We start from the raw sequence: 21,036 nt of genomic DNA on the forward strand, positions 1-21,036 counted from the left end.
AACTTCGGAGAGCGAGAACTAAGGCTTGCCTCAGAAAGTCGCGGGCGGTGGAACGAACGGAGTCATCGCGCCCTCCTGTGGCTCCTGGCCGGGCCCCGACCGCTCGCGGACGCGCCCAGCGGTGCTCCGCCGCATGGGGTCACTCGCCCTCGGGCGGGTGCTCGGGTAGCGTTTCGATGTAAGGCAGGTTGCCTGTCGGCACCGGAGCAGCCCCCGCAGCGCCTCTTTGGAGGACTCTACGAATGCGGGGGTCTTTTGTTGTGTCGCTGTGGGAGTGACCTGCGTCGTTTCGCGTGAAAATGTGAGGCTCATGCGTTTCCTCGAGCCCGGTACGGGGCGCCACGTGGAATCTTCCCCGGTTCCCTACGACCTGACGTACGACGATGTGTTCATGGTGCCGAGCCGCTCCGCGGTCGGCTCCCGCCAGGGGGTGGACCTGGCCTCACCCGACGGCACCGGCACCACCATTCCGCTCGTCGTCGCCAACATGACCGCGATCGCCGGCCGCCGCATGGCCGAGACGGTCGCCCGTCGCGGTGGCCTCGTGGTCATTCCGCAGGACATCCCGATCGACGTCGTCACCGATGTGATCCGCTGGGTCAAGAGCCGCGATCTGGTGCTGGACACCCCGATCGTCCTCGCCCCGACCGGCACCGTCGCCGACGCGCTGTCGCTGCTGCCCAAGCGGGCACACGGCGCGGGCGTGGTGGTCGAGGACGGGCGTCCGGTGGGCGTGGTGACCGAGTCCGACCTGGCCGGGGTGGACCGCTTCACCCAGCTGTCCGAGGTGATGTCGCGCGAGCTGATGGTGCTCGACGCCGACATGGACCCCCAGGAGGCGTTCAACCGCCTCGACGCCGCGCACCGCAAGCTGGCCCCCGCCGTCGACGCGGACGGGAAGCTGGCGGGCATCCTGACCCGCAAGGGCGCGCTGCGCGCGACGCTCTACAAGCCCGCCGTTGACGCGGGCGGCCGGCTGCGGATCGCGGCCGCCGTCGGGGTCAACGGCGATGTGGAGGGCCGTACGAAGGCGCTCCTGGACGCCGGGGTGGACGCCCTCGTCGTGGACACCGCCCACGGCCACCAGGAGTCGATGATCAGCACGCTCAAGGCGGTCCGGGGCCTGGGCCCGCGGGTGCCGGTGGTGGCGGGCAACGTGGTCGCCGCCGAGGGCGTGCGCGACCTCATCGAGGCCGGTGCCGACATCGTCAAGGTCGGCGTCGGGCCGGGCGCGATGTGCACCACCCGCATGATGACCGGTGTGGGCCGGCCGCAGTTCTCCGCGGTGCTGGAATGCGCCGCCGAGGCGCGGAAGTTCGGCAAGCACATCTGGGCCGACGGTGGCATCCGGCACCCCCGCGACGTCGCCATGGCGCTCGCGGCCGGGGCGTCCAACGTGATGGTCGGCTCCTGGTTCGCGGGGACGTACGAGTCGCCCGGCGACCTCCAGCACACCGCCGACGGCCGGCCGTACAAGGAGAGCTTCGGCATGGCCTCGGCACGCGCGGTGCGCAACCGCACCAGCGACGAGTCGGCGTACGAGCGGGCCCGCAAGGGGCTGTTCGAGGAGGGCATCTCCACCTCGCGGATGTTCCTGGACCCGGCCCGGCCGGGAGTCGAGGACCTGATCGACTCGATCATCGCGGGTGTGCGCAGTTCCTGCACCTACGCGGGCGCCGGGTCGCTGGAGGAGTTCCACGAGCGGGCCGTGGTGGGCGTGCAGAGCGCCGCGGGCTACGCGGAGGGCAAGCCGCTCCACGCGAGCTGGGACTGAGGCTCAGGAGTTCGGCCCGCTCCGGAGGCGGCCCGAGCCCCCAAACACCACAGCCCCCACTCGGCTCGGGTGAGTGGGGGCTGTGGTGGTGTGTCGTGACGCGGCCTCACCTCGCCAGTCCGCGCTCACCCCGGGTGCGGGGCAGCGCGTGGCGCGGCGGGCTGGTGAGGGTGATCTGCCGGACCAGCTGGTGGAACGAGACCAGCGCGGCGACCGGGGGAAGACCGGCCACGGCCATGCTGGGCGCGTTCCTCGGGGCGTGTGCGACGCACAGGAACACCGCGATGGTGGAGAAGAGCACCACCACGGCCCATGAGTGCGCCGCGCCCCGGCGGTGCAGGGCGGCCCGCAGGACCGACAGCGAGGCGACCAGCCAGGGTCCGTAGACCAGCAGGGGCCACCAGGCCGCCATGGACTCCGAGGTGCTCGGGGAGGCCAGATAGCGCAGCGGGCGGTAGGAGATCATTCCGCCGAGCACGCTCAGCATGGCGACGATGACCGTGGTGACCGCCGCGAAGATCAGGCTGATCACATGCAGCCACGGCAGCGTCGGCAGCCGGAAGCGGACCCTGCGGCGCTTGCCGCGCCCCCGCACATGCGTGGGGGAGGGGGCGGGGAGGGGGGCCACCGGTCCGATGGGGCCGGTGGTGTGCACCGACTCCTCGGGGGAGGTCGTCTGCAGCAGCCGGGCCAGGTCTCCCTCCAGGTCCCAGCGGCCCTCGATGGTCTCCGGGTCGGGCAGGGGGAAAGGATTCATCTCATAATCGGCTGCCGCCTCGTACCGCTCCCCGGGAGGGGGCGCGGAGGCGTGCCGGTGGCCGGTGGGTGGGGGCCCGTAGCCGCCCGGCCTCGGCTCGGTGTACGTCATGCCTTGACGCCCGGTTCCGGCGTATCGGACCGCTGGAGGAAGTCCGCCTCGATCCGGCCCAGCGCCCGGATGAAGTCCTCCCAGACTCTCGCGCAGTATTCGAGCGGGTAGCGCTCGCTGTCACCCCCCTGGTCTCGGGGCCGGAACACGGGTTCGGCACTGAGGCGGGAGTGATCGGGTGGTTGCAGGCTGTCAGTGGTCACGTCCCCACCAACGACCGCTAAAATGGTGCAGTATCGCGGCATTCGGGTGAAACGAGCGCTGACTCGCGCAGTGTCTCGCAACGATTCCCCGCCGCGCGCCCCCGCGCGCAACGTTGCCACGGGTATGCGCAACCATGGTGCATTACGGCCGTCGGCGGACGGCTCATAGGGTCTTGCGCTGACGTGGAGTGGCGGGGACCGACTGCTCGGCGATTCCCACCTGCGGGTTTGCTCTTCGGGCACCCGTATGTCCGCAGTCGGTCGCCACCACCAGATGGCAGCGATTAAGGAGCCACCCCTGTGTTGGAGCACGGCGCAGCACCGCCCGCCACCCATCAACCGGAACCAGACCCTCCGGTCGGCGGACTGGGCGCCCGGCTGATGCGGCGCAAGCCCGTGGAGCGGCTGGTCGCCGAGGGCGGCCAGGGCGAGGGCGGCAGTCTGCGGCGCTCGATGGGCATGTGGCAGCTCACCATGATCAGCATCGGGGCCACCCTGGGCACCGGCATCTTCGTGGTGCTCGGCGAGGCCGTGCCCGACGCCGGTCCCGCGGTCATCGTGTCCTTCGTCATCGCCGGGCTCACCGCGCTGTTCTCCGCGCTGTCGTACGCCGAGCTGGCGGGCACCATCCCCGTCTCCGGTTCCTCCTACTCCTACGCCTACGCCACGATGGGCGAGCTGATCGCCTGGATCTGCGGCTGGTGTCTGATCCTCGAGTACGGCGTCTCGGTGGCGGCCGTCGCCGTCGGCTGGGGCGAGTACCTCAACGAACTGCTCGACGGCACCCTCGGCGTCACCATCCCCGACGCCCTGGCCGCCCCGCCCGGGGACGGCGGGATCTTCAATCTGCCCGCCCTGCTCGTGGTGCTGCTGGCCATGGCGTTCCTGCTGGGCGGCGCCAAGGAGAGCGCCCGCGCCAACGCGGTCATGGTGGCGGTGAAGATGGCGGCGCTGATCCTCTTCTGCGCCGTCGCCTTCACCGGCATCCGGGCGGGCAACTACACCCCGTTCATGCCGCTGGGCATGGCGGGCGTCAGCGCCGCCGGCGCCACCCTCTTCTTCTCCTACATCGGCTTCGACGCCGCCTCCACGGCCGGTGAGGAGGCCAAGAACCCTCAACGCGACCTGCCCCGCGCGATCATGCTCTCGCTGATCATCGTCACCGCGCTGTACTGCCTGGTCGCCGCCGTCGCGGTGGGCGCCCTGCCGTGGAGGAAGTTCTCGGGCTCCGAGGCCGCGCTCGCCTCGATCATGAAGGATGTCACCGGACAGGACGCCTGGGCCGTGCTGCTGGCCGCCGGAGCGGTCGTCGCGATCGCCTCCGTGGTGCTGACCGTGCTCTACGGCCAGACCCGCATCCTCTTCGCGATGTCCCGGGACGGGCTGGTGCCCAAGGTCTTCTCCACGGTCCACGCCAGGACCGGAGTGCCCCGCGCCAACACCGTGATCGTCTCGCTCTTCTGCGGGGTCCTGGCCGCCGCGATCCCGCTCGGCCAGCTCGCCGACGCCACCAGCATCGGCACCCTCTTCGCCTTCGCACTGGTCAACATCGCCGTGATCGTGCTGCGCCGGACCCGGCCCGATATGACCCGCACCTTCCGGGTGCCGCTGTCCCCGCTCTTCCCGGTGATCGGCTTCGCGCTGTGTCTGTGGATGATGGGCAGCCTGCAGCTCGTGACCTGGGTGGTGTTCGGCTGCTGGATGGCCGTCGGCCTTGTGCTGTACTTCGCATACGGCTTGCGCCGATCCCGACTGGCCACAGCAGAGAAGTGATTGCCCCCCAGTGCGACTGAATGATCTCGACGAACGCATCGTCCACGCCCTCGCCGAGGACGCCCGCCGCTCCTACGCCGACATCGGCGAGCTGGTAGGACTGTCCGCGCCCGCCGTCAAACGGCGGGTGGACCGGCTGCGCGCGGAGGGGGCCATCACCGGCTTCACGGTGCGGGTCGACCCGGTGGCGCTGGGATGGGAGACCGAGGGCTTCATCGAGCTCTACTGCCGCCACAACACCTCGCCGGACGCCATCCGCCGGGGCCTGTCGCGCTATCCCGAGGTGGTGTCCGCGTCGACCGTCACCGGCGACGCGGACGCCGTCGTCCAGGTCTTCGCCTCCGATATGCGCCACTTCGAGCGGGTGCTGGAGCGGATCGCGGGGGAGGCGTTCGTGGAGCGCACCAAGTCCGTACTGGTGCTGTCGCCCCTGCTGCGGCGGTTCAGCTCGGGTGCGCCCACGTAGGCGCTCCGCTGGGTGCGCGGGTTCTTCGGTGACCTGTTGCCGGTCGGCTGCGGCGTCACGCCCGGGGCGTCTGCCCTGAGCTGCCGTCGGTCGGCTGCGGCGCGGTCGTGGCTGGTCGCGGCCACACGGCGGAGCCGCACCTCGACACGGCCCCGCGCCCCTCGGGGCGTGCGCAATGAATCGACGCGGACCGATCCCCACGCGTCATGAATCGACGCCGGACGCAACGAAGCCGTCTTGTTGGGCGATCCGGAGGCAACGTACTGTTTTTATACCCGTACTCCTCCTCCCAAGGTCTGCCATGTCGCCGCTGCGCACAGCTCTGCTCCAGAACTCCGGTCACCCCGGCGATCCCGCCGGGAACCTCAAGGTCCTCGACGAAGCCGCCGCCGGTGCCGCCGCCGACGGGGCCGGGCTGCTGGTCACCGCGGAGATGTTCCTCACGGGCTACGCGATCGGCGACCGCGGCGTACGGGAGCTGGCCGAGCCCGCCGACGGGCCGAGCGGCCGGGCCGTGGCCGAGATCGCCGCGACACACGGTCTCGCCATCCTCTACGGCTACCCCGAGAGCCACGCGGGCGCGGTGTACAACTCGGCACGGCTCGTGGGGGCGGACGGCGCCGAGCTGGCCAACTACCGCAAGTCCCATCTCTACGGCTGCTTCGAGCGGGCGTCGTTCACCCCCGGCGAGACCCCCGTCGTCCAGGCCACCATCGGCGAGCTGACCGTCGGCATCCTGATCTGCTACGACGTGGAGTTCCCGGAGAACGTACGGGCCCATGCCCTGGCCGGGACCGATCTGCTGCTGGTGCCCACCGCGCAGATGCACCCCTTCGAGTTCGTCGCCGAATCCGTGATTCCGGTGCGGGCCTTCGAGAGCCAGATGTACATCGCGTACGTCAACCGCAGCGGTGTCGAGGGCGAGTTCGACTTCGTGGGCCTGAGCTGTCTGGCGGGGCCCGACGGCGCCACCTGTCTGCGCGCCGGCCGCGGTGAGGAACTCCTCCTCGGCGATGTCGCCCCCAAGCTGCTGACCACCTCGCGCCGGATCAACCCGTATCTGCGCGACCGCCGCCCCGGTCTGTACTCCTCCCTCAGCTGATCAGACTTCAGCTGAGGCGTCCTCAGCTGATCCGTCCTCGGCTGATCCGTCCGGACCCCGCCGCGCCCGAAACACCCCTTTGAGCACCAACCAGCAAGGAATCCGTACCCCATGACGTCCACGGTGCCCACCGCCGTCCATGACGAGCAGGAAACGCGGGCCCACCAGGCCCTTCCGCCCATGACCATGTTCGGCCCGGACTTCCCCTACGCCTACGACGACTTCCTCGCCCACCCGGCGGGCCTGGGCCAGATACCCGCGACCGAGCACGGCAACGAAGTCGCGGTCATCGGCGGCGGTCTCTCCGGCCTCGTCACCGCGTACGAGCTGATGAAGATGGGCCTGCGGCCCGTGGTCTACGAGGCCGACCGGATCGGCGGACGGCTGCGCACCGTCGGCTTCGACGGCTGTGACGACGCGCTGACCGCCGAGATGGGGGCGATGCGCTTCCCGCCGTCCTCCACCGCCCTCCAGCACTACATCGACCTGGTGGGCCTGAAGACCCGGCCGTTCCCCAACCCGCTGGCCCCCGACACCCCCTCGACCGTCGTCGACCTCAAGGGCGAGTCCCACTACGCCCGCACCATCGACGATCTGCCGCCGGTCTACCGCGAGGTGGCCGACGCCTGGAACGCCTGCCTGGAGGAGGGCGCGGACTTCTCCGACATGAACCGCGCCATCCGCGAGCGGGACGTGCCCCGGATCCGGGAGATCTGGGCGCGGCTGGTCGAGAAGCTGGACAACCAGACCTTCTACGGCTTCCTCTGCGACTCCTCGGCCTTCGCCTCCTTCCGCCACCGGGAGATCTTCGGCCAGGTCGGCTTCGGTACCGGCGGCTGGGACACCGACTTCCCCAACTCCATCCTGGAGATCCTGCGGGTCGTCTACACCGAGGCCGACGACCACCACCGCGGCATCGTCGGCGGCAGCCAGCAGCTTCCGCTGCGGCTGTGGGAGCGCGAGCCCGAGAAGATCGTCCACTGGCCCCAGGGCACCTCGCTGTCCTCGCTGCACGGCGGTGACCCCCGCCCGGCCGTGACCCGGCTGCACCGGGCAGCGGGCGACCGCGTCGTGGTGACGGACGCGAGCGGTGACATCCGCTCGTACCGGGCGGTTGTCTTCACCGCGCAGTCCTGGATGCTGCTCTCCAAGATCGACTGCGATGACTCGCTCTTCCCGATCGACCACTGGACGGCGATCGAGCGCACCCACTACATGGAGTCCAGCAAGCTCTTCGTGCCGGTGGACCGGCCGTTCTGGCTGGACAAGGACGAGATCACCGGCCGGGACACGATGAGCATGACGCTCACCGACCGGATGACCCGCGGCACCTATCTGCTGGACGACGGCCCGGACCGGCCCGCCGTCATCTGCCTCTCCTACACCTGGTGCGACGACAGCCTCAAGTGGCTGCCGCTGTCGGCGAACGAGCGGATGGAGGTCATGCTCAAGTCGCTCTCGGAGATCTATCGACACGTTGACATCCGCAAGCACATCATCGGCAGCCCGGTCACCGTGTCCTGGGAGAACGAGCCCTACTTCATGGGCGCGTTCAAGGCCAATCTGCCCGGCCATTACCGCTATCAGCGCCGGCTGTTCACCCACTTCATGCAGGACCGGCTGCCCGCCGACAAGCGCGGCATCTTCCTCGCGGGCGACGACATCTCCTGGACGGCGGGCTGGGCCGAGGGCGCCATCCAGACCGCGCTCAACGCCGTGTGGGGTGTGATGCACCGCTTCGGCGGCGCCACCGACCCGAAGAACCCCGGGCCGGGCGATCTGTACGACGAGATCGCGCCCGTCGAGCTCCCCGAGGACTGAGCCGGTCCCGGAGCCGTTACGCCGCGACGGCGGGCCGCTACGTCAGGGGCGGGCCGTGGCGTCGTCGGCGGGTCGTCGCGCCGATGGCAGAGGAGTGAGCAGAAAGCGCCCGACCAGACCCACGGTCGCATCGACGCGCTCCGCGAACTCCTCCGCCAGTTCCGGCACCCCGCGCAGCCCCCACAGCGCTCGGAACGCCGCCCATGCGGCGTCCCTCGCCTTCTCCAGGCTCCAGGAGCCCACGAGATGGGTGAGCGGATCGGCCACGTCCAGCAGGTCGGGGCCGGGCATCAGCTCCTCCCGGATCCGCTCCTCCATCCCCGTGAGCAGCGCGCCGATCCGGTCGAAGTCGTCCTCCAGGACGTCCGGTTCGAGGTCCCGGGCCCGGCAGGTGTCCAGCAGCGCGAGCGCCAGGTCATGGCCGATATGGGCGTTGATCCCGGCGAGTGCGAACTGCACCGGCCGCACCCCCGGATGGCGCCGCAGCTGGAACAGCGGCCGCCAGCAGGCGGGTGGCCGCCCGCCCGTGGTCACCGCGTCCACCGCCGCCAGATAGCGCTCGGCGAACCGCACGTCCAGCTCCTGGGTGGCGGACGGGTCGTGGAAGTACCCGTCCGTGAGCCGGCGGCCGACCTCCTCGGTGACCGACAGATACACCCCGTTGAAGACCGCCACCCCGTCCCCGGGCGGCAGCGCCGCGCCGAGCGCGCTCATGCGCGCCACGACGCTCTGCACGGTGCGCGGGGCGAGCCGCGCCTGCGTGGGCATCGTCATGGACGCCAGGGTGGCAGGCGGGACCGGTGCGGTCCTGCCGTACGCCGCCGCTTCCCCTGGACGGCCTAACGCCCCGTCAACCGCCGTATCACAGCACCCCCGCGTCGCGGGCCGTCCAGATCGACGGATACAGCGGCCGCCAGCCCAGCTCATCGCGGAGCCGGAGGTTGGAGGTGATCCCGGACCAGGGGTCGTCGTCCGTCCGCCCGGTCATGCCCTCGGGCAGCGGCGCGCCCATGAGCTGGTGGATTTCGACGACGGTCGCCGGGGCGTCGTCGACGATGTTGTACTTGCGGCCCGACACCGAGCCACCGGCCGTGCCGCCCGGGGCGCGCAGCAGCCGCAGCAGCGCCGATGTCGCGTCGGCGTGGTGGACCATGGCGAGCCGCCGGCTCCCGGCCCAGTCCCGCGAGTGCGGCAGAAAGTTCGCCACATGCGGATCGCCGTCCCCGTACACGAAGGCCAGGCTGCCGATCCGCAGATCGAGGCCGTGCTCGCGGTACAGCGCCAGCAGCTCCGCCTCCGCCTCCGCCTTCGAGGCCGGGTAGGCGCCCCACAGCAGACCGCCGGGCACGCTCTCGTCGTCCTCCGTGAACGGCCGGCCGCGCGAGGCGCCGTACACCAGATTGGTGCTGACCTGGAGGAACCGGCTCGTCCCGGCCTCGACCGCGGCTCGTCCGAGCGCGACCGCCGCGTCCCGGTTGACCGCCCACGCCTCCTCGTCCGGTACCCCGCGGAAGGCCGCCGCGATGTTGACCACCGCATGCACCCCCTCCATGGCCCTCCGCAGATCCTTCTCCTCGCGCAGATCGCCCACCGTGAGCCGCGCGCCCTGGGCCGCGAAGGGCGCACCGCGCTCCTCGTCGCGCACCAGCACCCGTACCTCGGTACCGGCCGCGGGCCGCTCCAGCAGCCGCTTGGTGAACCGCCGTCCCACCTGGCCGGTCGCACCCGTCACCAGAATCAAGGGCATCAGCATCCGCCTTTCGTCTCGATCGCTCGGCCTCAGCCTGCGACGGCCTCGGCGGGGCCGGGAGAGACCTGCCCATCCAGGGATCGGCAGACCCTGGATACCCGGCGCGGGCGCGGCGACCATGGGAGCGTGCATCGATCGGAACTCGCCGACTTCCTGCGCCGCTGCCGCGCCCGCCTCGGCCCCGCCGAGGTGGGGCTGACGCCCGGCCCCCGACGCCGTACGCCCGGGCTGCGCCGGGAGGAGGTGGCCCAGCTCGCGGGCATGTCACCGGACTACTACACCCGGCTGGAGCAGGCCCGCGGCCCGCGCCCGTCCCGCCAGATGCTGACCGCGCTGGCCCGGGCGCTGCGGCTCACCGACGACGAGCGCGACTATCTCTTCCACTTGGTGGGGGAGGAACCGCCGCGCGACCGCAGCACCTCGGGGCATGTGCGGCCCGGCCTGCTCAGGGTGCTGGACCGGCTGTTCGACACCCCGGCCCAGGTGATCACCGACTGGGGCGAGGTGCTGGCGCAGAACGCGATGGCGGCGGCGCTGGTCGGCGACATCACGGCGCGGCCGCCCGGCGACCGCAATATCGTCCGGAGCTTCTTCACCCGGCCCGGCGACGGCTCCGGCGCCCCCGGGATCTTCCCGAGCGAGGAGATCGAGGAGCATGCCCGGCTGCATGTGGCCAACCTCCGCGCCGTGCTCGCGGCCCGCCCCGACGACCCGGGCCCGGCGACCCTGGTGGCCGAACTGCTGTCGGTGAGCGCCGAGTTCGCGGCGCTGTGGGAGGCCCATGAGGTGGCCGTACGGCACTCCTCGGTCAAGCGGTTCATCCACCCGGTGGTGGGCACGATGGAGCTGGACTGCGAGGTCCTGCTCAGCTCCGAACACGCCCAGCGGCTGATCGTCCACACCGCCCGGCCCGGCAGCGAGTCCGCCGAGCGACTCGAACTGCTCCGGGTGCTGGGCCTGCAGGACCTCGCCCCGCGGGGAGGGCAGGACCTCGCCCCGCGGGGATGAGTGCTCCAGCGGTCAGGCCGGCCGGTCGTCGTCGTATTCGCTGGTCCCCGCGTCCAGCAGGGGCTCCTGCGGTTTGAGATGGGCCGGGGCCAGGGTGCGCAGCACGTGGTAGCCGAGCAGCACCACGATCGTGCCGAGGGCGATCCCGCCCAGCTCGAAGTTCTCGCCGACCTTCAGGCTGACGCCGCCGACGCCGATGATGACGCCCGCCGCGACCGGCACCAGATTGAGCGGATTGCGCAGGTCCACCTTGTTGTGCACCCAGATCTGCGCACCCAGCAGCCCGATCATGCCGTAGAGGATGACGGTGATCCCGCCCAGCACCCCGCCCGGCACTGCCGCCACCACCGCGCCGAACTTGGGGCAGAGCCCGAAGAGCAGCGCGAAGCCCGCGGCCGCCCAGTACGCGGCGGTGGAGTAGACCCGGGTGGCCGCCATGACCCCGATGTTCTCGGAGTACGTCGTATTGGCCGGGCCGCCGACCGATGTGGAGATCATGGTCGCCGCGCCGTCCGCGGCGATCGCCGTGCCCAGCTGGTCGTCGAGCGGATCGCCGATCATCTCGCCGACCGCCTTCACATGCCCGGCGTTCTCGGCGATCAGCGCGATCACGACCGGCAGCGCCACCAGCACGGCCGACCAGTGGAAGCTGGGCGCGTGCAGCGACGGCAGACCGATCCAGTCCGCCTTGGCCACACCGGACAGGTCCAGCCGCCAGTGGTCGGTGACCCGTCCGCTGCCGTCGATCGAGTGGATCCTGCCGAAGACGCGGTCGAGGACCCAGGAGACCGCATAGCCGAAGACCAGCCCCAGGAAGATCGCGATACGCGACCAGAAGCCCCGCAGACAGACCACCGCCGCCCCGGTGACCAGCATCGTCAGCAGCGCGGTCCACTGATCGGCGGGCCAGTACGTACCGGCGGTCACCGGTGCGAGATTGAACCCGATCAGCATGACCACCGCACCGGTCACCACCGGCGGCATCGCCGTGTGGATGATCCGGGCGCCGAATTTCCGTACCGCCAGACCGCTCAGCAGCAGCACCCCGCCGACCACCAGGATCGCCCCGGTGACGGCGGCGCTGCCGCCGCCCTGCGCCCTGATCGCGGCGGCCACTCCGACGAAGGACAGGCTGCACCCCAGATAGCTGGGGATCCGGCCGCGGGTCGCCAGCAGGAAGAGGATGGTCGCGACGCCGGACATCATGATCGCGAGGTTGGGGTCGAGCCCCATCAGCACCGGGGCGACAAAGCTGGCCCCGAACATGGCCACGACATGCTGTGCGCCGAGCCCCGCCGTCCTCGGCCATGACAGCCGCTCATCCGGCTTGACGACGGCGCCCGGGGCGGGGGTGCGCCCGTCGCCGTGCAGGGTCCAGCGCACGCCGAGGCCCATGACTGCTCCACTTCATCGCTACGGGGAATTCGCAGCAATGTTAGTTGGCCGAAATTATGCGCCATGCAGCTATGTGGGGATGCCCTCGGTGACGTCCTGGGTGAAGTCCTCGGCCAGTGACTGGGCCTCGCCGTAGGAGAGCAGGTCGGCGGCCTGATGGGCAGGGGCAGGCGCGTCGGGGTGGGCGATCGTCCAGGCCAGCTCGACGGCGCGGTCCAGGGCGGCCCGGAAGAGCAGCGAACCGCAACTGATCCGCCGCACCCCCAGCTCCGCGAGCCGCTCGTAGGTGTGGCGGCCGGGGGTGAAGAGGATGTTCAGCGGGGTTTCGCCGAGGTCGTCGGCCAGTGCGCCGATGTCGTGCTCATCGGTGAGCGCGGGCACGAAGATCCCGTCCGCGCCCGCCCGCACATACGCCTCGATGCGTTCGGCGGCGGCGGACAGCGAGGGCGGGGTGCCGCCCCCGATCGCGGCGAGCCAGTGGGTGTCGGTCCGCGCGTTCACGAACAGCCGGGGCGCCCGCTCCTTGACGGCCGCGAGCACCGCGCACTGGTGGGCCAGGGGCGCGAGGGTGCCGTCGGGGCGGCCGTCCTCGATGTTCACACCGGCCACCCCGGCCCGGTCCAGCTCGGCCGCGAGCGCCGCGACCTCCTCGGGCCGCTCGCTGAACCCGCCCTCGATGTCGACGCTCACCAGCGCCGGGAGCCGGGCGATGCCGCGGGCGAGGGCGAGGGTCTCGTCGCGGGCGGCGCCCGTCGCGTCCGGCAGCCCGGCCGCCGCGGCCACGCCGAGGCTGGTGGTGCCGATGGCGGGGAAGCCGCGCCGGACCAGGGCGGCGGCGGAGGCGTGGTCCCAGGCGTTGGGCAGCAGCAGCGGCCGTTCGCCGTGGTGGAGCCGGCGGAAGGCGGTGTGGCGGTCGGGCGCCGGGGCGCCGCTCTTGTCGCTCATATCACCGACCGTAGGGCCGGAACACTTCGGCGCTCACCGAACAGTGGCCCTGGCCCCACCCCCGCCCCGTCAGGGAAGCATGGTCCGGGAGGCGGACGGGTCGGGGTGCGAGGCGGGGGCCGCGGCGTCCGTCTCCACCGGGGTCCGCAGCACCCCCGCCCCCGCCACCAGCCCCAGCGTCAACGTCGTGACCAGGCAGAACGAGATCGTCAGCGAGGTCAGGTCCGCGATCGAGCCCATGGCCGCCGGAGCGATCAGACCCGAGGTGTACGTGATCGTGGCGACGCCCGCGATGGCCTGGCTCGGGGCCGGGCCGCTGCGCCCGGCGGCGGCGAAGGCCAGCGGCACCGCGACCGCGATGCCCAGTCCGATGAGGCCGAATCCGACGATGGCGAGGGCGGCGCCGGGGGCGGTGACCACGAGGACGCCGCCGGCGGTGGCGAGGAGGCCGCCGGTCCGTACGGTCCGCACCGGCCCGAAGCGGCTCACCACCACGTCCCCGATGAGCCGGGCGCCGGCCATCATGCAGGAGAAGGCGGTGGTGCAGGCGGCGGCGACACCGGGGGAGGAGTCCATGACATCGTGCAGATAGACCGCCGACCAGTCCAGGCTCGCCCCCTCGGCGAAGACCGCGCAGAATCCCACCGTGCCGATGATCAGCGCGGAGCGGGGCGGGAGCGCGAACCGGGGCGGCGGGTGCTCCTCCGGGGCGCTGCGCAGGTCGAGGACCCAGTGGCAGGCCACCGCGCCGAGCACCGTGAGGACCCCGGCGGCGATGCCGAGGTGGAGCCGGGCGTCGGCCTCGGCGTGCGCGGCGATCGTGCCCGCCGCCGAGCCGGTGAGCGCTCCCGCACTCCACATGCCGTGCAGTCCGGACATGATCGAATGGCCGAGGCGGTTCTCGACCTCCACACCGAGGGCGTTCATGGCGACGTCGGACGTCCCGGCGGTCGCCCCAAAGACGAAGAGCGCACCGCACAGCCAGACAAGACCGGGCGCCAGCGGGGGCATCACCAGCCAGGCGGTCCACAGGGCGAGCGGTCCGCGCAGCGCCGCGCGGGCGCCGAAACGATGGCTGATCCGCCCGGCCAGGGGCATCGCGACCGAGGCCCCGATGGCGGGAAAGGCGAGCGCGAGGCCGAGTTGACCGGCGCTGAGGTCCAGCCGCTCCTGGATCCAGGGGATACGGGTGGCGAAGTTGCCCGTCACCGCGCCGTGCACGGCGAACACGGCCGCCACGGCGATCCGTGCCCGCCGTACGGGGCGCATCTCGGACGCCCCGGCTCCCTTGAGCCTGCCCATACCTGTCGCACCCTCCCCGTAGCGCCGGCCCGTGCCGTGGTCCACGGGAAACTATCAGGAAGGGTCCCTGATAGATAGGGCTTTTCCCGTGGCCTTCTGGAAGGATCCCGGCATGACGTCGACGAGCGTGTCCGTGGCGGGCCGCACCGCCTCACCGAGTACGGCGCGGGCCATCAACGACCGCCTCGCCCTGAATCTGCTCAAGGACGAGGGGCCGTTGACCGCGGGTCAGCTCAAGTCGCTGACCGGGCTGTCCCGTCCCACCATCGCGGACCTGGTCGAGCGGCTGCGGCAGACCGGGCTGGTGGCGGTCGTGGGGGAGACGGGGGCGGAGCGCCGGGGGCCCAACGCGCGGGTGTACGGGATCGTCGCCGACAGCGCGCATGTGGCCGGGGTCGACGTCCGTACGGACAGCGTGGCCGTATGCGTGGCCGATCTGCTGGGCCGGACCAAGGCGGAGGAGTCGCTTCCGGTGGCCCCGGAGGGGGATCCGGCGCACACCGTGGCGGCCGCGGTGGCCCTGGTGGAGCGGGCCGTCGAGCGGGCCGGGGCGGCGCGGCTGCACCACATCGGCATCGGGGTGCCCGGTCTCATCGACCCCGCCACCGGGGAGCTCAACTCCACCGGCGGACTGCCCTCCTGGCACCGTGAGCTGGCCACCGCGCTCCACCGCGACCTCGCGGCGCCGGTGCTGCTGGAGAACGAGGTCAATCTCGCGGCCGTCGCCGAACAGCGGATGGGCACGGTGCGCGACCGCGACACCTTCGTGCTGCTGTGGCTCGGCCACGGCATCGGCGCGGCCGTGGTGCTCGACCGGGTGCTGCGGCGCGGTGCGTCCGGCGGCACCGGGGAGATCGGCTTTCTGCCGGTGCCGGGGACCGCGGGACTGCCCTCCGCCACCGGCTGCGACGGTGGGTTCCACTCCCTGGTGAGCAGCGGCGCGGTCTGCGAACTCGCGCGGGAGCACGGTCTGGAGGCCACGGCGGCCGGCGAACGCGGGGTGGGCACGGAGGGCTCCGGCGCGGCGGAGGCAGCGATCCGCGCGGCCCTCGACTCGGGGGAGCGCGGCGAGGCGTTCCTGGACACGCTGGCGGCCCGTATCGCGCTGGGCGTCGCGGCGATCTGCGCGGTGCTCGACCCGGGGTGCGCGGTGCTCGGCGGTGAGGTCGGCCGGGCCGGGGGCGATGGGCTCGCGCGGCGGGTGGAGGACCACGTCGCCCGGCTGTCGCCGCTGCGGACGCGGGTGCGGGCGGGGGTCGTGGGGGGTGGCGGGGTGTTGCGGGGCGCCGTGCTGACGGCGCTGGACGCGGCGCAGAACGAGCTGTTCGGCGCGCCGTAGCGCGCGCCGTAGCCGTCGGTCACCCGCCCTTCTGGGGCGAGGGCATTCGCCTTCCTGGGGTGCGGGCATTCCTGTGCGGTCTCTTGTCGTGCCCATGGGGCCGCCTTACCCTGAGCCCAATCTCAAGTCTGAATGGCGTTCAGATGTTTGAATGGAGTGCTCAATGGGTGCACCTCCAGCGGGACGCGGGCGGTTCGCCCGGGCGATCGTCACCGCCTCCGCCCTCCTGTCCGTCCTGGCGATCCCCGCCGCCCCCTCCGCGCAGGGCGCCGAGCCCGCGCGGCCTTCCGGCTCGGTGCCCCGGACGGTGGTGCTCGATGGGCCCCGACTGTCCCTCACCAAGCTGAAACTGCAGCTGGGAGACCGGAATCTGCGGCGGACCGTACGCGATCTGACCGCCCGGGCCGACCAGTGGATGGACCAGGGCCCCTGGACGGTCACCGACAAGGACCAGGTGCCGCCCAGCGGCGACAAACACGACTACTTCAGCCAGGCCCCCTATTGGTGGCCGAGCCGGCCCAAGACCGACGACAATCCGTACGGCTGCCCTTACGTTCAGAAGGATGGCCAACGGAACCCCGACGTGGACAAGATGACGGACCGTCCCGAGGTCGGCAAGGTCTTCGAATCCGCCTACGAGCTCTCCCTGGCCTGGTACTACACCGGTAAGCGGGTTTATGCCGAGCACGCCGCCGACATCCTGCGCACCTGGTTCGTCACCCCCGCGACCCGGATGAACCCGAGCCTGAACCACGCCCAGTTCATCCCCTGCGTGTACGACGGCCGCTCGATCGGGATCATCGACTTCTCCCAGGGCTTCACCAGCCTCCTGGACGCCGCCGCCCTCCTCGACACCGGCGCCCCCGGCTGGTCCAAGAGCGACCACGAGGGCTTCCGCACCTGGAACAAGCAGTTCCTGGACTGGCTGGTGAACAGCGACTTCGGCAAGGAGGAAGGCGCCGCCGAGAACAACCACGGCACCTTCTACGACATGCAGGTCGCCGCCATCGCCACCGCCGTGGGCGACCGGGACCGCGCCCGCCAGGTGCTTCGCGACGCCCGCACCAAGCGCATCGACACCCAGATCGCGGCCGACGGCACGCAGCCCCAGGAGCTCGAGCGCACCCGCAGCTTCCACTACTCGACGTTCAACCTCGTCGCGTACACCCGGATGGCCGCCATCGGCAAGCACGTCGGCGTGGACCTGTGGCACTACACCGGGCCCGGTGGCGCGAACCTCTTCAAGGCGGTCGACATTCTGCTCCCGGCGGCCACCGGCGCCGCGCCCTGGCCGTACCCGGAACTCGACCTCCGCGCCTACGCGGCGAGTGACATCGTCCACGCGGCGGCCGACGCCGGGGACCGCAAGGCCCGCGCGGCGGTGGACAAGCTCCAGGCCCCGCCCGGCGGCGACCTGTGGGCCCTGCGGCCGGCGGTGGAGCAACTGGACAGCATCGCGCAGGGGTAGCGGGGCAGCGGGTCTTCCTTCCCCACCCCGCCCCTCCCCGAAACCGAGGGCAAGCCCCCGGGCCCCGCTCCCGGTTCGGGGCTGACGCAGATGCGGCGGAGTCTGCCGAGGCCCGGGCGCCCCGCGGGCGGCCGGGACAGGTGTGGGCCCGCGCCCGGCGACCGCCGCGGCCGTCGCGGCCGCCGGTGGTCGGTGTGCCGGGGGTCGGGGGCTTGCCCCCGGTTTCGGGAAGGGGCGGGGTGGGGGATCCGGCCCGGCCCGAGGCCGGGCGGGTGAGGGAGGCCACACCGGCCTCGCCTCCCACCTGCGCTGATGGCCATGGCACACTAGGGGCGTACCAGTGACGTCAGCGCACTCCGGGGTCGGTGAAAATCCGAACCGGCGGTTACAGTCCGCGACCCGTCCGCCGCCAGCGGTCGGTTGACCAGGTGAAATTCCTGGACCGACGGTGAGAGTCCGGATGGGAGGCAGTGCGCGGCGGTAGCGACATCACCGGTGCGCCGCCTCGGCGGTCCGTCCCTGCGTAGGCAGGGCGGGCGCTCTGCCGAACCTGGCGTGCCGGAGACGGCGTTCCCGTTCCTTTGTCATCTCGACAGCCCCGGAGTCCGTGCCCGAAGAGGCAGGAGGACCCGGTGGCCACCGCAGCCGAAGCCCAAGCGATGCGCCATGCCGTCGCGCTCGCCGCCCGCGGCCTCGGCCACACCAGCCCCAACCCCGTCGTCGGCTGCGTCATTCTCGACGCCGGCGGCCGCGTGGTCGGTGAGGGCTGGCACCAGCGGGCCGGCGGTCCGCATGCCGAGGTTCACGCGCTGCGCGCGGCGGGGGAGCGGGCCCGTGGCGGCACCGCCCTCGTCACCCTCGAACCGTGTGACCACACCGGACGCACCGGCCCCTGCTCCCAGGCCCTGATCGCCGCCGGGATCACCCGCGTCCACTACGCCGTCGGCGACCCCACCGCACAGGCCCGGGGCGGCGCCGCCACCCTCGCCGCGGCCGGGGTCGAGGTCGAGTCCGGGCTGCTGGCCGAGGAGGCCGAGGCGGTCAACGAGCCCTGGCTGACCGCGATGCGCCGCGGCCGCCCCTTCGTACTGTGGAAGTTCGCCGCGACGCTGGACGGCCGCAGCGCCGCCGCCGACGGCACCAGCCGGTGGATCACCTCACCCGAGTCCCGCGCCGATGTGCACCGGCTGCGCGCGGAGGCCGACGCCGTCGTCGTCGGCTCCGGCACCCTGCGCGCCGACGACCCCCACCTGGCCGTACGGGACCGGGAGGGAGTCACCCAGCCGCTGCGGGTCGTCGTGGACCCGGGCGCGACCATCAAGTCCGGCGCCCGGGTCCTGGACGACGCCGCGCCCACACTGCTCGCCGTCGCCGAGGACGCCAGTACCGCCCATCTGCCCCGGCGGCCGGGCGTGGAGACCGTAAGGCTGCCACGCGCGGACGGCGGCCTCGCGATCCCCGCGCTCCTGGCCGCGCTGCACGAGCGCGGAGTGCGCTCCGTCCTGCTGGAGGGCGGCCCCACCCTCGCCGGCGCGTTCCTCGCCGCGGGCGCCGTCGACAAGGTCGTCGGCTATCTCGCTCCCGTCCTGCTCGGCGCGGGCCCCGCCGCCCTCGCCGACGCCGGAATCACCACCATCGGGCAGGCGTTGCGCCTCGAGACGGCCGACGTCACCCGGCTCGGTCCCGATCTGCGCGTCACCGCCGTTCCCGTCGCCCCCGCCCCCCTCGCCGAGGAGAACTGAAGTGTTCACCGGAATTGTCGAAGAACTGGGTGAGATCGTCGCCATCGAGCACCTGGGCGACGCGTCCCGCTTCCAGGTGCGCGGCCCCGTCGTGACCGAGGGGGCGAAGCACGGCGACTCCATCGCCGTCAACGGGGTCTGTCTCACCGTCGTGGACCTCATCGAGGACGCGGAGGGCACCCGGTTCAGCGCCGACGTCATGGCCGAGACCCTGGACCGCTCCAGCCTCGGCGCGCTCGACGTCGGCTCCCGGGTCAATCTGGAGCGCCCCATGGCGCTGGGCGGACGGCTCGGCGGCCACATCGTGCAGGGCCATGTGGACGGCACCGGCGCCATCGTGGACCGCAAGCTCTCCGAGCACTGGGAGATCGTGAAGATCTCGCTGCCCGCGGAGCTGAGCGGCTATGTCGTCGAGAAGGGCTCCATCACGGTCGACGGCATCAGCCTGACCGTCGTCGACGCGGGCTTCGACTACTTCACCGTCAGCCTCATCCCGACGACCCTCGCGCTCACCACGCTCGGCGTCAAACAGGCCGGGGACCCGGTCAACCTCGAGGTGGACGTGCTCGCCAAGTACGTCGAGCGGCTGCTGGGACGGGACAACGCCCCGCGGGGCAACGGCTCGCGGAGCAACGGCACGCAGGTCGACGCCCTGCGGAACAACGGCTTGCTGGACAACGGCACGCAGGACAAGGAGGCCACAGCATGAGCGAGGCATACGCGGTCACCGAACCGCTTCCGGGCGGCCCGGCCGCTCCCCTGCGAGCCGCGCACTGGCCCGACGAACTGGCCCTGGACCCCATCGAGCGGGCCATCGCCGACATCGCCGCGGGCCGCCCCGTCGTCGTCGTGGACGACGAGGACCGGGAGAACGAGGGCGACCTCGTCGCCGCCGCCGAGATGATCACCCCGGAGATCGTCGCGTTCATGATGAACGAGTGCCGGGGACTCATCTGCGCGCCCATGGAGGGCGCCGACCTCGACCGGCTCCGGCTTCCCCAGATGGTCGAAGAGAACACCGAGTCCATGCGGACCGCCTTCACGGTCTCGGTCGACGCCACCGCCGAACACGGCGTCAGCACCGGGATCTCCGCCGCCGACCGGGCCACCACCCTGCGGCTGCTGGCCGACCCGGCCACCGTCCCCGGTGACCTCGTGCGCCCCGGCCATATCTTCCCGCTGCGCGCCCGCCCCGGCGGCGTGCTCGCCCGCGACGGCCACACCGAGGCCGGGGTCGACCTGGCCCGGCTGGCCGGACTGCGCCCGGCGGCCGTGATCTGCGAGATCGCGGGCGAGGACGGCGTGATGCTGCGCCTGCCCGACCTGGTCGCCTTCGCCCGCAAGCACGACCTGGCGATCGTCTCCATCGCCGATCTGATCGCGTACCGCAAGCCCGCCGAGCCGCTCGTGCGGCGCGAGGCCGAGACCCGGCTGCCCACCGCCTTCGGCGACTTCCGGGCGTTCGGCTACCGCGCGTCCGACGGCGTGGAGCACATCGCGCTGGTCCAGGGCGAGATCGGGGACGGTGAGGACGTGCTGGTCCGCGTCCACTCCGAATGCCTCACCGGCGATGTCTTCCACTCGCTGCGCTGCGACTGCGGCCCCCAGCTGCACGCCGCGCTGGAGCGGGTCACCGCAGAGGGCCGTGGCATCGTGCTGTATCTGCGCGGCCACGAGGGACGCGGTATCGGGCTGCTGTCCAAGCTGCGCGCGTACGAGCTGCAGGAGCTGGGCCGGGACACCCTGGACGCCAATCTGGAGCTCGGCCTGCCCGCCGACGCGCGGGACTACGCCGCGGGCGCGGAGATCCTCGCCGACCTCGGCGTGCGCTCGCTGCGGCTGATGACCAACAACCCGGACAAGACCTCGGGGCTGGTCCGGCACGGGCTGCGGGTCACCGGCCGGGAGCCGATGCCCGTCCAGGCCGGCGAGCACAACCTCCGCTATCTGCGGACGAAGCGGGACCGGATGGGGCACGACCTGCCCTGGCTGGACGGCGACCGCGCCGAGCCCGTTTCCGCCTGCGGCAACCAGTGACCACCTCAAGTACCCCCATACGCCAGCACATCAGAGAAAGCAC

Annotated in this window: 18 protein-coding genes and 1 riboswitch; of the genes, 11 read left to right on the forward strand and 7 right to left on the reverse strand. The window is 72.0% G+C overall.

Annotated elements, in window-relative coordinates; translation table 11 throughout:
* Positions 1 to 310 precede the first annotated feature (310 nt).
* Entirely contained in the window at positions 311 to 1,774 is a 1,464-nt protein-coding gene (locus tag AS97_RS37275) for a GuaB1 family IMP dehydrogenase-related protein (RefSeq protein ID WP_059145746.1), read from the forward strand.
* Positions 1,775 to 1,880: 106 nt separating this feature from the next.
* On the opposite strand, the gene AS97_RS37280 is transcribed toward AS97_RS37275, so the two are convergent.
* Positions 1,881 to 2,642, reverse strand: a complete 762-nt coding sequence (locus AS97_RS37280; RefSeq protein WP_210566432.1) for a DUF2637 domain-containing protein — start codon at positions 2,640 to 2,642, stop codon at positions 1,881 to 1,883.
* Complete coding sequence (locus AS97_RS37285) at positions 2,639 to 2,845, reverse strand: hypothetical protein (RefSeq protein WP_059145806.1); 207 nt, start codon at positions 2,843 to 2,845, stop codon at positions 2,639 to 2,641. Before AS97_RS37285 ends, AS97_RS37280 begins: the two co-directional genes overlap by 4 nt.
* 300 nt (positions 2,846 to 3,145) lie before the next feature.
* On the opposite strand from AS97_RS37285, the gene AS97_RS37290 reads away from it, so the two are divergent.
* From AS97_RS37290 to AS97_RS37305, 4 genes are all read left to right on the forward strand, one after another.
* Complete coding sequence (locus tag AS97_RS37290; protein ID WP_059145748.1) at positions 3,146 to 4,618, forward strand: amino acid permease; 1,473 nt, start codon at positions 3,146 to 3,148, stop codon at positions 4,616 to 4,618.
* Between the two features lie 10 nt (positions 4,619 to 4,628).
* Complete coding sequence (locus tag AS97_RS37295) at positions 4,629 to 5,084, forward strand: Lrp/AsnC family transcriptional regulator (protein ID WP_059145749.1); 456 nt, start codon at positions 4,629 to 4,631, stop codon at positions 5,082 to 5,084.
* 301 nt (positions 5,085 to 5,385) lie between these two features.
* On the forward strand, positions 5,386 to 6,186 hold the full coding sequence (locus tag AS97_RS37300; protein ID WP_059145750.1) for a carbon-nitrogen hydrolase family protein: 801 nt from the start codon (positions 5,386 to 5,388) through the stop codon (positions 6,184 to 6,186).
* 111 nt (positions 6,187 to 6,297) lie between these two features.
* On the forward strand, positions 6,298 to 8,007 hold the full coding sequence (locus AS97_RS37305; RefSeq protein ID WP_059145751.1) for an NAD(P)/FAD-dependent oxidoreductase: 1,710 nt from the start codon (positions 6,298 to 6,300) through the stop codon (positions 8,005 to 8,007).
* Between the two features lie 42 nt (positions 8,008 to 8,049).
* On the opposite strand, the gene AS97_RS37310 is transcribed toward AS97_RS37305, so the two are convergent.
* Positions 8,050 to 8,781 carry a DUF5995 family protein gene (locus tag AS97_RS37310; RefSeq protein WP_210566433.1) on the reverse strand — a complete coding sequence of 244 codons (732 nt, stop codon included), beginning with the start codon at positions 8,779 to 8,781 and terminating at the stop codon, positions 8,050 to 8,052.
* 88 nt (positions 8,782 to 8,869) lie between these two features.
* Positions 8,870 to 9,754 carry an NAD(P)-dependent oxidoreductase gene (locus tag AS97_RS37315; RefSeq protein WP_059145808.1) on the reverse strand — a complete coding sequence of 295 codons (885 nt, stop codon included), beginning with the start codon at positions 9,752 to 9,754 and terminating at the stop codon, positions 8,870 to 8,872.
* Positions 9,755 to 9,883: 129 nt separating this feature from the next.
* Between AS97_RS37315 and AS97_RS37320 the strand changes: the two genes are divergently transcribed.
* Positions 9,884 to 10,765, forward strand: coding sequence for a helix-turn-helix transcriptional regulator (locus AS97_RS37320; protein ID WP_059145752.1), 882 nt, complete (start codon positions 9,884 to 9,886; stop codon positions 10,763 to 10,765).
* A gap of 12 nt (positions 10,766 to 10,777) precedes the next feature.
* Here AS97_RS37320 and AS97_RS37325 read toward each other — a convergent pair whose 3' ends face one another.
* From AS97_RS37325 to AS97_RS37335, 3 genes are all read right to left on the reverse strand, one after another.
* Entirely contained in the window at positions 10,778 to 12,160 is a 1,383-nt protein-coding gene (locus AS97_RS37325; protein WP_210566434.1) for a solute carrier family 23 protein, read from the reverse strand.
* A 69-nt stretch (positions 12,161 to 12,229) separates the two neighbouring features.
* Positions 12,230 to 13,105 carry an isocitrate lyase/phosphoenolpyruvate mutase family protein gene (locus AS97_RS37330; protein ID WP_125760308.1) on the reverse strand — a complete coding sequence of 292 codons (876 nt, stop codon included), beginning with the start codon at positions 13,103 to 13,105 and terminating at the stop codon, positions 12,230 to 12,232.
* Between the two features lie 69 nt (positions 13,106 to 13,174).
* Complete coding sequence (locus tag AS97_RS37335; RefSeq protein WP_125760309.1) at positions 13,175 to 14,407, reverse strand: MFS transporter; 1,233 nt, start codon at positions 14,405 to 14,407, stop codon at positions 13,175 to 13,177.
* A 112-nt stretch (positions 14,408 to 14,519) separates the two neighbouring features.
* Between AS97_RS37335 and AS97_RS37340 the strand changes: the two genes are divergently transcribed.
* The 5 genes from AS97_RS37340 (at position 14,520) to AS97_RS37360 (ending at position 20,993) form a co-directional block, all read left to right on the forward strand.
* Positions 14,520 to 15,746, forward strand: coding sequence for an ROK family transcriptional regulator (locus AS97_RS37340; protein ID WP_059145809.1), 1,227 nt, complete (start codon positions 14,520 to 14,522; stop codon positions 15,744 to 15,746).
* Positions 15,747 to 15,909: 163 nt separating this feature from the next.
* Complete coding sequence (locus tag AS97_RS37345; RefSeq protein ID WP_125762185.1) at positions 15,910 to 17,214, forward strand: alginate lyase family protein; 1,305 nt, start codon at positions 15,910 to 15,912, stop codon at positions 17,212 to 17,214.
* A gap of 347 nt (positions 17,215 to 17,561) precedes the next feature.
* A riboswitch (FMN riboswitch) is annotated at positions 17,562 to 17,692 on the forward strand.
* A gap of 154 nt (positions 17,693 to 17,846) precedes the next feature.
* The gene (gene ribD / locus AS97_RS37350; RefSeq protein ID WP_125761735.1) at positions 17,847 to 18,956 is read left to right on the forward strand and encodes a bifunctional diaminohydroxyphosphoribosylaminopyrimidine deaminase/5-amino-6-(5-phosphoribosylamino)uracil reductase RibD; all 1,110 of its coding nucleotides are present in this window, start codon (positions 17,847 to 17,849) and stop codon (positions 18,954 to 18,956) included.
* A 1-nt stretch (position 18,957) separates the two neighbouring features.
* Complete coding sequence (locus tag AS97_RS37355) at positions 18,958 to 19,665, forward strand: riboflavin synthase (protein ID WP_125761732.1); 708 nt, start codon at positions 18,958 to 18,960, stop codon at positions 19,663 to 19,665.
* A complete protein-coding gene (locus tag AS97_RS37360) occupies positions 19,662 to 20,993 on the forward strand; it encodes a bifunctional 3,4-dihydroxy-2-butanone-4-phosphate synthase/GTP cyclohydrolase II (protein WP_236670097.1) in 1,332 nt (443 codons plus the stop codon). Before AS97_RS37355 ends, AS97_RS37360 begins: the two co-directional genes overlap by 4 nt.
* Positions 20,994 to 21,036 lie beyond the last annotated feature (43 nt).

The organism is Streptomyces sp. AgN23, assembly GCF_001598115.1.
GTDB lineage: Bacteria > Actinomycetota > Actinomycetes > Streptomycetales > Streptomycetaceae > Streptomyces > Streptomyces antimycoticus.